This window comes from Microcoleus sp. Pol11C2, from assembly GCF_036701505.1.
Lineage (GTDB): Bacteria > Cyanobacteriota > Cyanobacteriia > Cyanobacteriales > Microcoleaceae > Microcoleus.
Map to the genome: position 1 here is coordinate 76,657 of NZ_JAUBQX010000003.1, position 13,428 is coordinate 90,084.

12 protein-coding genes are annotated in these 13,428 nt (G+C 46.6%); 1 reads left to right on the forward strand and 11 read right to left on the reverse strand.

The genetic code is table 11. From position 1 onward, the window contains the following. Nucleotides 1-56: 56 nt before the first annotated feature. From QUA42_RS02940 to QUA42_RS02950, 3 genes are all read right to left on the reverse strand, one after another. Nucleotides 57-1,232 (reverse strand): ATP-grasp domain-containing protein, encoded by a 1,176-nt coding sequence (locus QUA42_RS02940; RefSeq protein ID WP_333134975.1) that lies wholly within the window; start codon nt 1,230-1,232, stop codon nt 57-59. Between the two features lie 22 nt (nt 1,233-1,254). Further along, complete coding sequence (locus tag QUA42_RS02945; protein WP_333134977.1) at nt 1,255-2,316, reverse strand: DMT family transporter; 1,062 nt, start codon at nt 2,314-2,316, stop codon at nt 1,255-1,257. A 142-nt stretch (nt 2,317-2,458) separates the two neighbouring features. Next, nucleotides 2,459-2,959: a thioesterase family protein gene (locus QUA42_RS02950; RefSeq protein ID WP_333134979.1), complete on the reverse strand. Its 501-nt coding sequence runs from the start codon at nt 2,957-2,959 to the stop codon at nt 2,459-2,461. A gap of 141 nt (nt 2,960-3,100) precedes the next feature. On the opposite strand from QUA42_RS02950, the gene QUA42_RS02955 reads away from it, so the two are divergent. Then, nucleotides 3,101-3,952 (forward strand): universal stress protein, encoded by an 852-nt coding sequence (locus QUA42_RS02955; RefSeq protein ID WP_333134981.1) that lies wholly within the window; start codon nt 3,101-3,103, stop codon nt 3,950-3,952. 120 nt (nt 3,953-4,072) lie between these two features. Here the strand turns inward: QUA42_RS02955 and psbM are convergent, their stop codons facing one another. From psbM to QUA42_RS02995, 8 genes are all read right to left on the reverse strand, one after another. Then, the gene (gene psbM, locus QUA42_RS02960) at nt 4,073-4,186 is read right to left on the reverse strand and encodes a photosystem II reaction center protein PsbM (protein WP_015177760.1); all 114 of its coding nucleotides are present in this window, start codon (nt 4,184-4,186) and stop codon (nt 4,073-4,075) included. A gap of 295 nt (nt 4,187-4,481) precedes the next feature. Beyond that, entirely contained in the window at nt 4,482-4,778 is a 297-nt protein-coding gene (locus tag QUA42_RS02965) for a 2Fe-2S iron-sulfur cluster-binding protein (protein ID WP_333038569.1), read from the reverse strand. A 147-nt stretch (nt 4,779-4,925) separates the two neighbouring features. Beyond that, nucleotides 4,926-6,770, reverse strand: coding sequence for a TolC family protein (locus tag QUA42_RS02970; protein WP_333134983.1), 1,845 nt, complete (start codon nt 6,768-6,770; stop codon nt 4,926-4,928). Nucleotides 6,771-6,911: 141 nt separating this feature from the next. Beyond that, nucleotides 6,912-8,297 carry a TIGR03279 family radical SAM protein gene (locus QUA42_RS02975; RefSeq protein ID WP_333134985.1) on the reverse strand — a complete coding sequence of 462 codons (1,386 nt, stop codon included), beginning with the start codon at nt 8,295-8,297 and terminating at the stop codon, nt 6,912-6,914. Nucleotides 8,298-8,370: 73 nt separating this feature from the next. Next, nucleotides 8,371-9,138, reverse strand: coding sequence for a methyltransferase domain-containing protein (locus tag QUA42_RS02980; protein WP_333134987.1), 768 nt, complete (start codon nt 9,136-9,138; stop codon nt 8,371-8,373). Nucleotides 9,139-9,337: 199 nt separating this feature from the next. Next, on the reverse strand, nt 9,338-9,502 hold the full coding sequence (locus QUA42_RS02985) for a hypothetical protein (protein ID WP_333134989.1): 165 nt from the start codon (nt 9,500-9,502) through the stop codon (nt 9,338-9,340). 504 nt (nt 9,503-10,006) lie between these two features. Further along, nucleotides 10,007-12,565, reverse strand: a complete 2,559-nt coding sequence (locus tag QUA42_RS02990; RefSeq protein ID WP_333134991.1) for a sigma 54-interacting transcriptional regulator — start codon at nt 12,563-12,565, stop codon at nt 10,007-10,009. A 157-nt stretch (nt 12,566-12,722) separates the two neighbouring features. Beyond that, nucleotides 12,723-13,370, reverse strand: coding sequence for a GNAT family protein (locus QUA42_RS02995; RefSeq protein ID WP_333134993.1), 648 nt, complete (start codon nt 13,368-13,370; stop codon nt 12,723-12,725). Nucleotides 13,371-13,428: the final 58 nt, after the last annotated feature.

The following is a 13,428-nucleotide window of genomic DNA, read 5'->3' on the forward strand; positions in this document are numbered from 1 at the left end:
TTACAAAGCCCTTTTGTTTACAGGTAAGGTGCGCCCAGCGCACCCTGCCAGTCCGATTAATGAAGCAAATCCACAATATGAGGAATAATTTGGATATGCTGAGTCAACAAATAATCCAACCTATCCGCCAGTAAACTAAAAATTAAATCGTTATAACTCATCCCGTATTCCGCCAAACCTAAAGCTACCAAACTCGTCACATTTTCCCCTGGATGTTTCAGATCCGGTTTGGGATTTGCTTCCAAAACATAAAGCGAGCCATCAGCATCACTTCGGACATCGATCCGCACCAAACTGTTCAAACTAAACTCCCAATAAATTTTTCGAGCTAACTCAATTAACTCTTGTTTTAGCTCAGGTTCGTCACCGCCCATCAACCGTCCTCGGTCGGCCGTAATCGCCTTTTGATCCATAGAAGTAAAGATGCGTTCTTCCGCCTCCAGCACCCGCTCTACAGTCGAAAAAGCAAAGGGTTTAGTATTTTTATAAAATCTGCCTTTAGCATAAGTAACATAGCCGCAGACCGCTACACAAAATTCTCGTCCAGGCAAATACTTTTCAATTAAAGCAGTATTGTGAGTGTGTCGGTGAACTTCCGAAACCGCCTGAGACAAACCCTCAATATTGTCTACAAAATGAACGTGCAGTGAAGCGCGACCGGATACTGGTTTAACAATAAACGGCCCTTGATAGTCACCAAAAGCAATGGCAAAACGCTGATGCAAATTAGGATGCAAAATTCCTTGAGAAGGATGCCAAGTCATAAAGGGAGCGGTTTTAATTCCGACTGATTGCAGTTCCCGTTTAAAAGCGTGTTTGTTATCTAAAGTTGAACTATTTAAAGGATTGTGACCGACATAAGGCATTCCCAACATTTCCAACAATGCGGGAGTATGACAAACAGGATTGTAGCCCTGGACTCCGCCAGTATTCAGCCACACTAAATGGATATTTTTTTGTTGAAGTACTTCCGGCAAATTCATGTCATCAGGCATGACAAATACTTGCTGAAAGCCAATTTCTGCTAATGCTTTAGCAATCTCGCGGGCGACTACTTCGTAACTCTTCCAAGCGCGAGGATTGTGAGTTTTGTAAATCACAGAATCCGGGCGAGCGCAGTCGCCGCCGAACACCACAGCAATCCGCAATTTAGCAAAGAGTACCTCCAAATATTGAGGCAGCAAACTAAAGTCATAATGCCAGCGATTCCGGCTAATTGATCGGGGAATCATTGAAGTCTTTTTCCTTTTTGTTTCATTTTTGAGCGACCGAACCGCTGGATTTTCCCAAATATATTCCAGCCAAAACCACAGAGAAAGCAAACCAATTAAACAAGCTCAAACTTTCTGAAAACAGCACCCAAGCCATAATAGCCGTAATTACGGGTTCTAGCAGCAGGAAAAAAGCTACAAATTCCGAGGACAAACGACCTAGACTGTGGATAAGCAGTCCCTGACCGAAAGCTTGGCAAATCACCGCCAAAGCAATTACAGTCAGCCATCCCTGCCAAGAATAAGGGAAAATTCGATCGCCCGCCAGCAGAACCAGTGGCAAAACCAATATACTGCCCATAAAACAGCGCCACATCAATATAGTTGTTGCCGGAAACTTGGTTCGCAAATGTTCTGAAATAAGCAGATTTCCTGCATAAAACATCGCCGATAAAAGAGCAGCAATGTCGCCGGAAAGATTGTCTCCCGCCGTTTGCAAATCGTCCATACCGATCGCAATTGCACCAGACAAAGCCACCGCCAGTCCCACCAAAAATCGGCTGTCAAAGCGCCGCCCCAACAGCAGCCATCCCCCCAAAGTAGTAAATAAAGGAGTTAAGTTTCGCAGTACAGTAGAATTAGCGACATTAGTCTGACTCAGTGACCAAGCCCAGAAACCCACAGAAGCAGAAGAAACCACGCCTACCGCTGTTAACAGCATCACATCCTGCAGAGTGTAGCTCGATCGCTCTTCAACTTCAGCCCCAGACATTCGGCGACGCGCAACACCCGCACCATTCCATAGTCCAAATACTACAGTTGCTATCCACAAACGGTTAAAAACAGTAGCATTCGGGCTGATTTCCCGTTCGCTCAACCTAATAAAAATCGCCGCCAGCGACACCGCTAGCAGCGCCGCCGACAGCGAAACGATCGCCCAAATTTTGCCTTGACTTTCAGCTAATTCACCGTTTTTTAAACTGTCCGGCTTTCCCAAAACAATAGTTTGGTCTTCAGTTGTTAAGGCAGAGTTTAACTCGGTTTTTTCCAAAATATTGTGCTGAAGTTCAATATTTGGCTCTGGTAATTCCAGTTTTTTTGACATTATTAAGAGTTCCAATGAAGGCAAAAGGCAGTTGTGTAGGGTGCGTGACTAAAGAAAATTTAGGCTACGAAGAGAGTAACTCAAAAGTCACGCACTCTACTTACTAGGGCTGCAAAAACTATTTTTTATAGTTAAAAGCAGCTTAGGTTGAAGGTTTAACAGAAAGCCTTGTCAAAGCCTCCTTTAGTGCCGGTGGCAATTGCCGGATAATCTTGTTCTTGTCGCGATCGACACCAACCAAAGTTACCTGTGCTGTCACATATAACTCCTGAGTATCAGCCGATCGAATTTCGTAATCCCAAAGCAGCCGCACACCCTCGGTAGCAGCGATCCGCGTTCTGACTGCCACAGATTGACCCATTTGTACAGCCCGGTGGTAGCGCAGCGAAAGTTCCACCACGGGCAATTCCAAACCCTGCGCCACCCAGTCTGCATACTCGATGCCGAGAGAGCGCAAACTTTCCACCCTAGCTTCCTCCATCCAAGCAATATAAGTACCGTGCCAAACCACACCGCTGTAGTCAGTATGATGAGGATACACTCGCACCAAATATTCAAACCAGCCCTCAGAGTCCATCCCGGGCCGATTTTGAATAGCACCAGCCGGTGCGAGTTCTGGTTGAGTTCGATCGTTCTCTAACACTTTACAAATCGTTCCAAAACGCTACATTTCTACAAATCATAAGACAAACTTCAGGCTTATGCTTGACAGTAAGAAACTAGAGTACCAACGCCCTAGTTTAACGTCGCACAAGAAAACTCAACTGTTTTTACCGCCAAAACCATGATAGAAAAAATTTTAGTAGCCGTAGCCGGTCGCGGCTTGTGCGAAGAGATGTTTAATATGTTGATGGACATCCCTTCCTTGCAACAAACCTCTGTCACCGTCTTGCACGTCGTGCCGCCGCAAGTAACCTCCGATGGCATGGCCGAGAAGTTGGAAGAAGGAGGAAAGATTTTAGCACAAGCAGTCCAGTCTTTGAAAATAGATCCCAGCAAAGTCAACCCGCGGCTCAAACAGGGAGACCCGAAAACCACAGTTTGCCAAGTCGCAGAAGAAGAACAATCCGACTTAGTAATTATGGGTTCCCGGGGACTCGGACGGCTGCAATCGATTTTGGAAAACTCAGTCAGCCAGTACGTTTTCCAGCTAACATCCCGACCGATGTTGTTAGTAAAAGACGACATCTACGTCAAAAAAATCAAGCGCGTCATGGTAGCGGTAGACAAATCAGAAGCTGCCCAACAGTCATTACAGCTTGCGCTATCTTTGGTCAAAGAAGTCAGTGGCGGAGAGATAATTTTAGTACACGTCACCAAAGATTTGACGGGAAAAGCCAGCACAGATTTAACAACAAGTGCTGAAAAAGACCCCGTATTAGCCCCGGCAGTAGCGCTAACCAAACAAATGGGAGTTAGCTACCGCTGCGTGAGTGCTACAGGGAAGCCAGGGGAAGAAATTTGTCGGATTGCAGACGACTTGAATGCCGACTTGTTGGTAATCGGTTCCCCGGATCGGCGACCCAACGTTGCCAAAAACTTTGTGGATATCGATCGACTCCTGGGAAATTCGCTATCAGACTACGTGCGAGTTTATGCCAACTGTCCCGTCTTGCTAGCCCGCACAGTCGGCTAGAATCTCATCGTTAAGAGTTAGCAGCTAACACTCAACAGTTAATAAAAAAAGCGCCTCAGCAAAAAGCTGTTGGCGCTTTTTTTTGCAAGCAGCAAAGCCAGACAGAAATAGCAGCAGTTGCTAATCTTTTCTACCTTGACGGCTAGCTGTTTGAATGTACAGAATGATTAGAAAAACACTGGGAACCAATACAAACAGAATGGTTGCCACAAACCCTAAATCGTTAACTTCCATGAAGACGCTCGCCTCTATCGGAAAATAGAAAAACACACACAACTAGGATATCACTCAAAGGCAAAAGGCAAACTCGAAGACAGAAGAAGAGCTGACGGACAAGCGTCGAAACCCGCTTTCTGCCTGGATGCCTTGCTGCCCAATCTCTTATTTGTCCTAGAAACCAAGTTTCTTTTCCTAGGCGAGCAAAAGGCGTGATTATACAGTGAAATAGGAAAAAAAACACAATTTTTGCATTCTGCATTTTTCTTTCCTTCTCCATCTATAGCATCTCTAGCCTTCTGCCTTCTGAAACTCACGGTTTAGTCTTCACGCTCACCTGGCCATTGACCATAGCTTGACAAGCCAACCGATAGTTTTCGGGCTTTTTCTTGAGCTTGCGGTTCTCAAAGTCAGTGCGGGGCGACAGATTTTCACTGCCCTCGACAATTTCCACAATGCAGGTGCCGCATTGACCGTAGCCCCCGCAATTCATCATCTTTCCCGAAAATGTGTACAAATCGATGCGGTTTTCTAGAGCTTTGAGCCTCAAATTGGCTCCGTCTGCTGCGATGACTTCCTGATTTTCCTTCACAAACTTGATATTGGCCATTGCCGATTCCTTAACGCAGTTGACATCGAACTCTATTACAAAATATTAACTAATGTGTCCAACGTTTAATACCCGATGTCTAATTGCCTTTGTGATTAAAGGACGCGCGTGCGTAGCTATCCCGTAGGGAATCGCCCCAACCCAATCTCAAGGAGCATCCGAGAGGTTATTAGTCGGAAGATTGCTCACAGCCCGCTGGAGAGACGAAAGCCCCAGGTTGTAGGTGACAATTGCCGACAATCGGTTTCTCTCAGCCCTAGTCAAATCAGTTTCCGCCTGAATCACATCTGTCTGAGTACCCACACCAGCTTGAAACCGCAGTCTCGCCAAACGCAAAGCTTCCCTTGACTGCAAAACCCCCGCCTCAGAAGTTTCGATATTCTCAAAACTCGACTCTAAGCCAAAATAAGCTTGTTCCACTTCCCGGCGCACCTGATTGCGGAGTTGGTCAAATCGACTTTCGGCGATCGTAATATCAGCATCCCGCTGTCTCACCCTGGCGTTCGCCGCGCCCCCATCGAAGATACTCCAAGTCAGACTCGCCCGGATCGAATAACCATCGGCCCAGCCGCGAGCAGCAAACGGGTCCGGGTCGTCAGGGTCTTGCCCCAGCACGTTGTAACTACCCCCAACACTCAGTTGAGGCAAACGCCCCGCCTGAATCGATCGCCTCTGCTGCTTGCTGATATCCCTCTGCACCAACTGCTGTTCCAACTCGGGGCGATTCTTAAAAGCCTGCACGATACTCTCTTCCAAAGACAGCCTCCAAGAGCCCGCTTGCTCTACCGGATCAGCCGCTGTCAAGTTCGCCGACTGGCTGATATTCAAAATCTCAGCCAGACGCCGCTGAGCAACTCGCTGATCACGACGAGCAACTGACAGTTGTTGCACTTCGTTAGCCAAATTTGCCTGAGCCTGCAACACAGCAAACCGGGTTCCCACCCCTGCCCGTTCCAAAGCTTCGGCATCCCGCAAACTTTGCTGGGCATTTCTGACCGAAGCTTGGCGGATAGCAACTTGTCCGTCGGAGTTTTGCAAGTTGTAGTAAGCCTCAGCAGTGTCGAAGCGGAGTTCCTCGGCTTGGCGTTCCACATCCAGTTCCCGAAGGCGCACCTGTTCCTCTGCCGCGCGGATGTTAGCGCGCCGTCTTCCGAACAAATCGATGTCGTAGCTCAACTGCAAAGTGCTGTTGAGACTGTTGCTGCCGAAATTTGTGCCGGCTTGGGGGGCGGGCTGCCCGGTTCCGTTAGCCCGAGAGTTTAACTGGCGCTGCAATCGCCGGACTCCGAGTTCTCCGCCAGCAGTCATTGAACGGCTGGCGTCCATTTGAAAATTCAGGTCTGGATAAAGAGCAGCTTGCTGTTCGCGCAAAGCTGCTCTGCTTTGTTCCACTTGCTGTCCGGCGATTTGCAAAACTTGGCTGTTGCGGCGGGCGAGGTCGATCGCCTGCTGTAAGGTAATTGACTCAGTTTGCTCGATCCTGACATCCTCCGGGTTTGTCGGAAACTGCAGCGGATTCGGGTTGGGTTCCAGGGAAGCCGGAGGATTGGTGTTTAAGAGGCCCCTCGGAGGGAGAGGGGGGAAACTTTCGTTCGGAGTGCCCCGGAGAATGGGTACCGGGGAACTGGGCACAGGAATATTGTTGGGAGGGTTCGGGGAAGGCTGCTGAGTCTGTGTCGGTTCCAAGCCTTTAAGAGGCGTTGAACCGCCCTGAGACAGAGTTGATGGGGAAGCCGGAGCAGCCTGTTGAGGCTTTGATGCTTGCTCGGTTCCAGTTGGGGGATTAAGGGCGATCGACTGTTCGGCCTGTGATGCGGATTCTGCCGCTGTGTTTGAGGTCGATCGAACATTCTGCCCTAATTCGAGCTGATTGCTAAGGGCCACACTGTCCTGAGATTGAGCCGGAGGCTGTGCTGAAGCACTCTGTGCGGCGTTGCCCAAAGTAATTGCAGCGCCCACTCCGACTACCACGATTTGACGAAAAACACGCATAATTTTTTAATTACTCTGCAATCCTAGAGACAATTTTAGAGCAAGATTGAGGTCTCAAGTTTCTAGTCTGTAGCCTGAACTCGACGGTTACAAGTCACAATTACCATACTCATCTTAACTTTTGAATGTTCGATTCAAAATTTAGAATTTAACTTCAGCATTTGCCAGACCGATCGCCGCCGAGATTAGTTCCTCTACTCCGCTCACCGGCAAAATCCGGGTTTTCAGCGAGCTGGCGAGCTGTTCGAGGGTCATATCGTCGAGAAAACGCGGTTCCCCCTGTTTTAGCATCACCGACGGCAGCAGGATGCCATCTCCCAAGTCTCGCCCCTGCAAAGCTTCGAGTAAATCTTGCCCGGTCAGCAAACCCGTAACAGTGATAGTTTGTCCCCAGTAGTGGCTGCACAGTGCTGCCATGTTGACGGACAAGCCGGGAATTTGGTTGAGTTGTTGTACGATCGGCTCAAAAGCTTTTTCGACAGCATTCCCGACCACCCAAACTAACTTGCGCGGCGGAGCGACTGGCATCGGTTGCAGCTTCTCAAAAGCCGTTTCAAACTGCTGGATAAACTGGCGAATCGAACCCACACCGTTACCAATTTGCGGATAATCTTCGTAATCGGCAGCCGACGGCAAATCTAAACCCGCTATTAAAAACCACTCGTCAGCCAGCCAAATGCACCGCGATTTTGAATTCTGCTTTTTCGCCTTTTGCCCACCTTTTCCTTTACTCAAAAGCACTTGAATTTTTTGCACTTGCTCGATTACTTCTCGCGCTTTTTCCGCAGTTACTGCGATTAGTTCATCTTCGGCAGGGCGAAAGCGAGTTAAACCCACCGGCACTACAGCCACCGATGCTACAGCCGGGATATTTCCCGTATGGAATTTTGCCAAATCTAACAAAGTGCGTTCTAAATGTTCGCCGTCATTAATACCAGGACAAACAACTACTTGAGCGTGAATTTGCAAGCGACGCTCTTGAAACCATTTGATTTGTTCTAAAATCTTCCCAGCGCGGAGATTTTTTAACAGCCTAATTCGTACTTCTGGTTCAGTAGCGTGGACCGAAACATAGAGAGGAGAAAGCCGCATTTGTTCGATTCTGTCCCACTCTTTTTGAGTCAGATTTGTGAGAGTGAGATAGCTACCATAAAGAAAGCTGAGGCGGTAGTCATCATCCTTAAGATACAGAGTTTCCCGCTTGCCCGGTGGTTGTTGGTCGATAAAGCAAAAAGGGCAGCGGTTGTTGCACTGAATTAGTCCGTCAAAAAGAGCCGTTTCAAATTCCACTCCCAAGTCTTCGTCATAATCTTTTTCTATTTCTAACTTGTGAGTTTTTCCTTTAGTGTCTAATACTTCTAATTCTAGAAATTCATCGGCGCACAGGAATTGATAGTCGATCAAGTCGCGGGGTTTTTGACCGTTGATGGCGACGATTGAGTCTCCTGCTTCAAATCCGATTTCGGCGCCGATGCTGTCGGGGATAACTTTGGTGATTAAGGCTGGTCGGATTGATAAGTCGCTCATATTTATTAGTGATTGCCCATTAGTTATTTGTTATTATTGGGACTCTGTTACACTTGTTTTGAGTTGATAAAACTTAGGCTATTTTATCGCCAACGATGACAGCGATTGGAACCGCATAATGAATTTCCTCTCCTCGAAAATGCGCGCCAATTCCGAGACTATCAACACCAATATCCTCTCTAAAAATTTCTCTGATTTTCTGGTCATCGCCGGGGTTGGGAAAAGAAGCAGCTAACTGTTGTTCTAGCCCAAGTTCTACCTTGTAAAAAGCCAATTTAACATTTTGAAGATTGGCATCTGCGACTAATTTGGGAAACTCTTCCAGAGTCAAGGCGCGAGTATGAGAGGGATCGCGCAACTTCTCAATCCGGTCATAAGCATTCACTTTATCCGCTGGCAAAGCAACATCAGCAATCAGGATTCGACCACCTGGACGACATACGCGAACCATCTCTGATAGAACAACATCTGGCTGCAAAAAATGATGGAAAGCGTAACGACTCAGAACAAGAGAAAAAGTAGCATCGGGAAATGGTAGTGTTTCAATATCTCCTTGTTGCCAGGACAGATTAATCAAGTTTTTCTGTTGCGCCAGAATCTGGGCTTGTTCGAGCATCGCTGGTGTGATATCAATGCCAGTAACGTGACTGGCCACTTCCGCAAAAGCACAACTAACAATACCTGAACCGCAAGCAACATCTAGAACAGTGTCTTTGTCAGATACACTCGCCATTTCTCTCAGCAGGTACAGAGACTCTTGATTTGTGTGAGCGTACAATTTAGAGAATGGAATTGCCTGACGAGTGAACTGGTCGATGATGGATTCCTGATGTGCGGTCATAGTTTAGGATGTGGCTAGCGGAGAATGTTTACAGTTTAACTTGTCTAGGCTGAATTTGGCGCTCGGGCGATCGCTAAATTCCGCCGAGGCGAGTGAATTGTCTTTAACAGAATTGACTTGTGTGGTTACTCAATAAACAGCATTATATTTTTTCCATAAACAGTCCTGCAATCGGCACCTTAAAAGTTATTTCGGGTAGCTAAGGCTGCCATCCGAGTTGCACCGCTTGCCGTATCCATTGTGCTACATCAGAGGGTCTTACTGGTATTTCAGAGTGATTTATACTCCCGTTTTGAGGATGAGGTCGATCGGTGAGGATAACTAACACGCCCGCCCGGTTCTTCAGCGTGTTCGAGAACAACATGAAGATTTCCGCCCTGAAAGCATTCTTGTGTATAAGTAGGTTTTCTGCGGATGAGCCAGATGAAAGGCTCCCCATCAACTAGGATTTTTCTTGTTCCTTTTGTCGGTATTGACATAGTTTGTTTCAGCTTAAATATTTCAGCATTTTCAATAAGCATTGAGCCACCCGATTTTTGACTAAAAATATAGGTTTTGTTGCAGAGTTTTTGCTCCTAACCAGGTTTATGTGACAGGCGCAAAATCTCAGTTTCAAGCAACCTCAATCATGATATTAAACTGTGCTTTCTAAATCTTCCGGGTCAGATAAAAAAGCGGTAATGTTTGTCCGGTCATTGATTGCTGCCAAGATTGGTGAAAACTTGCTGCTCAACGTCATATTGCTTTGCATGGGCATATCATATCATGTCCGGTCGATTACCAGCGATCGAGAGGGTTCGTAGTGCGGACTTGAGTCCGCAAAATCCTGCGAACTCAAGTCCGCACTACGAACTTGATGATGGTTATTTTAGTTTCCCACGATCGCATACCACAAACTCACCATCAGGCACAAACTCGCTAAATGTTGTGGAATCAAAGATTTAATCGATCGCTTGGCAATTTTTTGAGTCACAAATATTGTCACCAACAATGATACAATTAAAGTCAAGCCTTGCAAAAAACTAATCACCGCCGGATCGCCGACAAAACTCGGCAAATCATCTCTAATTTGTCCGAAAGTTGCAAAAGCTACGGGAATTACTCGCCCACCTTCCTGCAAACCCAACCGCCAATAGTGAGCCAAACTACCGCCCCAAACTAGGGGTAAATAACCGTAAGCTAGGAAGACAAATGATAGGGGTTTGTAGGTGGTAAGTGGCACGGTTTCTGCTTGTCCCCATCGATAAATTGCCTGCATGATTCCATAGGCAATTAGGGGAATTAGCGGCGGGATAATTAACACCGCGAGCGACAGTCCTAAATGAGGTAAAAATTGCTCTAAATTGATGCCCAGTCCTAACAAATGATTTATTTCCGGTAAGCGATGGAGATAGATACCGTCTAATAATAGAAATAACAGGGCAACTTCATAGCTATGGGGAACGTGGGTTGTCCACAATTCGATGCCGGGGGGGCGCAAATTTAATTCTACCGATCGATGGGGACAAGCTTTCAAGCAAGTCATGCACAACACGCAATCTTTATTATCGGTTAATTGGGCTGGATGGGAATAAACCGGACATCCATTAGTAGTTAATCCTTCCCCCAAGCCGGGGCCGCCTTTGTAACATTGGTAGGTGCTGCATTCCGCCGCGCAGGTTCCTTGTTGGGCGCGAAGTTCGATAATTGAGAGTTTAGCAAATAATCCATTCATTCCCCCGATCGGGCATAAATAACGACACCAAAATCGCCTCTCGAAGATTAGGGAAAAAATTACCGCTCCGGCGGTGATGAGCAACAACAAACAACTGGATAAATAGGCGGTATTTTCTAAATGCCACAACTCTTCCCACAGAAATATCAGAGTAAATAGTCCAAATAGAAGCCAGCCACCCCATTTTTCGGCTTGTTGGCGCGGCCATTTATTGAGAGTTCGAGGGAAAATTTTCAGCGATAGTTTTTGGACGATTTCCCCATAAATCATAAAAGGGCAAAAAGCACACCACAATCGCCCGATGATGGGGAATAATAATAAAATTAACGGCCACCACCACGCCCAAAAGATATTGAGGGCAAAATTATGTTGTCGATCTTGGGGAGCAACAAACAGGATAATTACCACCAATGCAAACACCCAGGTGGTAAACCAATAATTCACGCGATCGGGATACCAATCGCTCCGTAAAAATTGCCGAAATTTTGGATAAATATTTAATAAATTCAGCCGAAACTTTTGTTTCTTAGCTGCCTGGGCCCAAAATACTTCTTCCGTTAATACCTGACTCCCCTGTGCTTGAACTAAGGCGCGATCGACCATTCCCTGCAATTCCTGCAAGTTTCCTGGAAAATCGTAGGCTTGCAAGCGGCGAATTGCTTCCGGCGTGACTTGGGGCTTAACTAATTTCTTTTTGCGACCAATGATATTGAGATAATAGTTAACCTGTGCTTCTAAATCTGTTTTTCGCACCCGCAAGGATGGGACTTTAATCTTGTGTTGTGTCAGCTTATCTAGCTTGGGCTGCACAATTTCTGAGATTAAAATTATCCGGGCCTTACTAGAACGCGGTGGTCGCGGTATTTGTCCTTCCTTGACAACTGGCGTATAGGTTCCCTCGGTTAATAATTGCTGAATTTGGGGGCATAATTGAGCGGGTAATTCTTGCACGTCATTTAAAATTAACGTCCCTTCTCCCAACCATTCCAACAGCCCCGGTTTGCCGCCCAACCGCCCGAATAATTCCGCTCCATTGCTCTGAAGTAAAGCACTTTTAATCTGAATAATTGGCTCGTTGCGGCGATGGGAACCGAAATGAATTAAAGCAGCTAAATTATCCTTTTCTAAACCAGGTTCGCCAGAGATTAATACCGATCGGCTGTCACTCGATGCCGTGCGAATTTGTTGGCGCAATTTCACTGCATAACGACTATTGCCAATGACTCCCCGTCTCGCCCTAGGTACTAGATAGCTGCGGAGGGCATTTTGACGCTCTCGTTCGTAGGCAATTTCTGCTTCTAGCTGCTCTAATTTCGCCGCCAAACGTTGAGCGTAGGCTTCGGCGATCCGTGGATACCTTTTTAGCAAATTGCGCCAGCGATCGGCACTAATTACCCAAAATTGACATTCTGTCCGAGTTATAATTCGACTATCGGCAGGTTGCGCTCGCTGCAGGGCAGATAAATTCACGATCGCCCCCGGCAACAAACTACTCGCCCACATTAATCCCGGTTGTTTGCTGCGGTAGCGATCGGCTTGTCCCCGTTCTAAAATATAGAGATTAGTGACAGGCGTATCCTCAATTACCACTCGAAATCCGGCGGAAAAAGTTGCCATTTCCATTTCACGCGCGATTGCGTGTAAAATCTCGCGGGATAATATGCCTAATTCGGTACTCTCTTCGAGCCAGTTAACTAATGTTTCGGTAGACATCGCTTAGCGTCGGCTAAAGCCGAATCGTGGTAGTTGGTGTAGCATATAACAGATTCCAAGTTTATGAAGCACACCCCAGAAACCCGGTTTCTCTGTACCGCTGAAAACTGCTGTATATTATAGTGCCAGAAATCCTCATCATAATTCCAAGTTAACCTCAGCCATTGTTGAGTACCATCAACGAGAGTTTTTCGTTTGAGTAGAGCCACTTTTCAAAATTCACTTTACAGCGTCCCCACTCCTTGTCTGTCATTGCAAACCAATCAGTATCCCTATTTCTGCCACGCACAATCATATGTTGTCGGAAACGCCCTTCATAGAGAAATCCCATTCTGGCGGCTGTAGTTCGGCTAGCATGATTAAGTGCATCGCATTTCCACTCAACTCTACGGTATGAATGGTCGTCAAAAAGATGCTGAAGTAATAAAAACTGTGACTCTGTATTAACTTTACTTTTATGTACTGCAGGGCTAAACCACACATGACCGATTTCTGCTCGACTGTGATTGGGAACGATCGCTTGTAATGCGACAATCCCCACTTGAGTATTACTGGAGTTTTCAAAGACTGTCCAAGTCAAAGGCTCGGACTTACCAATCATTTCTGTTTCCATCCAGTATTGCATGGCAGAGGGACTTTCAAACGGACCATAGAACAGATAGTGCCACACCGCTTGCTTTTCAGGAGTGCCATGCGATATCGAATAGAGTTCACCTACATCTCTTGTTGGCAGGAGGGGCTTCAGCGTGACAAATTGACCCTTGAGTTGGATATATTCTGGTGGTTGCCAATTCTGTTGCTGCATAATTTTTTATCGTCGATTTACAGCATTTCTTAGCAAGAATTTACTGCTCAATTATAGA

What these genes read in the sequence shown, in the direction of transcription:
- QUA42_RS02940 (WP_333134975.1), bottom strand. Translation starts at nt 1,232, where the DNA reads ATGATTCCCCGATCAATTAGCCGGAATCGCTGGCATTATGACTTTAGT.
- QUA42_RS02945 (WP_333134977.1), bottom strand. Translation starts at nt 2,316, where the DNA reads ATGTCAAAAAAACTGGAATTACCAGAGCCAAATATTGAACTTCAGCAC.
- QUA42_RS02955 (WP_333134981.1), top strand. Translation starts at nt 3,101, where the DNA reads ATGATAGAAAAAATTTTAGTAGCCGTAGCCGGTCGCGGCTTGTGCGAA.
- psbM (WP_015177760.1), bottom strand. Translation starts at nt 4,186, where the DNA reads ATGGAAGTTAACGATTTAGGGTTTGTGGCAACCATTCTGTTTGTATTG.
- QUA42_RS02965 (WP_333038569.1), bottom strand. Translation starts at nt 4,778, where the DNA reads ATGGCCAATATCAAGTTTGTGAAGGAAAATCAGGAAGTCATCGCAGCA.
- QUA42_RS02970 (WP_333134983.1), bottom strand. Translation starts at nt 6,770, where the DNA reads ATGCGTGTTTTTCGTCAAATCGTGGTAGTCGGAGTGGGCGCTGCAATT.
- QUA42_RS02975 (WP_333134985.1), bottom strand. Translation starts at nt 8,297, where the DNA reads ATGAGCGACTTATCAATCCGACCAGCCTTAATCACCAAAGTTATCCCC.
- QUA42_RS02980 (WP_333134987.1), bottom strand. Translation starts at nt 9,138, where the DNA reads ATGACCGCACATCAGGAATCCATCATCGACCAGTTCACTCGTCAGGCA.
- QUA42_RS02985 (WP_333134989.1), bottom strand. Translation starts at nt 9,502, where the DNA reads ATGTTGTTCTCGAACACGCTGAAGAACCGGGCGGGCGTGTTAGTTATC.
- QUA42_RS02990 (WP_333134991.1), bottom strand. Translation starts at nt 12,565, where the DNA reads ATGTCTACCGAAACATTAGTTAACTGGCTCGAAGAGAGTACCGAATTA.
- QUA42_RS02995 (WP_333134993.1), bottom strand. Translation starts at nt 13,370, where the DNA reads ATGCAGCAACAGAATTGGCAACCACCAGAATATATCCAACTCAAGGGT.